General features: G+C 64.3%; 1 protein-coding gene. It reads right to left on the bottom strand.

All coding sequences use genetic code 11. The annotated features are described in order from the left end of the window. The coding region (locus ACLIJ1_RS23320; protein WP_411367970.1) for a VCBS domain-containing protein at positions 1-454 on the bottom strand (454 nt) is incomplete at both ends.

Raw genomic sequence — 454 nt, forward strand, 5'->3', positions numbered from 1 at the left:
GTGCCGGTAATCGTGATGGTCAGCGTTGCCGTCGAAGTGTCACCGTCCTTGTCCGTCAGCACGTACGTGTACGTCTCCGCCAGCGTCTCGCCAACGCTCAGCTGGTTGATCGTCGGGTTGGTGTTGTCCAGCGTGTAGGTGTACGTGCCGTCCGGGTTCAGGCTCACGGTGCCGTAGCTGCCCGTGGGCGAACCCGTCAGGGCCGTCGTGTTCTGCGCCGGCGTCCCGTCACCGTTGGTGTCGTTGGGTTTGACGCCACCCGTGACCTGCGTCGCTCCTTCGTTGACGCTGTTGGTGTCGGCCACCGCCACCGGCAGGTCTTCCGCGCCGGTGATGGTGATCGTCAGCGTCGCCGTCGAAGTGTCTCCGTCCTTGTCCGTCAGCACGTACGTGTACGTCTCGGCCAGCGTCTCGCCAGGAGCCAGTTGCTGCACTGTCGGGTTGGCGTTGTTCA

The sequence above is a fragment of the Hydrogenophaga sp. RWCD_12 genome, from assembly GCF_046604225.1.
Lineage (GTDB): Bacteria > Pseudomonadota > Gammaproteobacteria > Burkholderiales > Burkholderiaceae_C > Hydrogenophaga.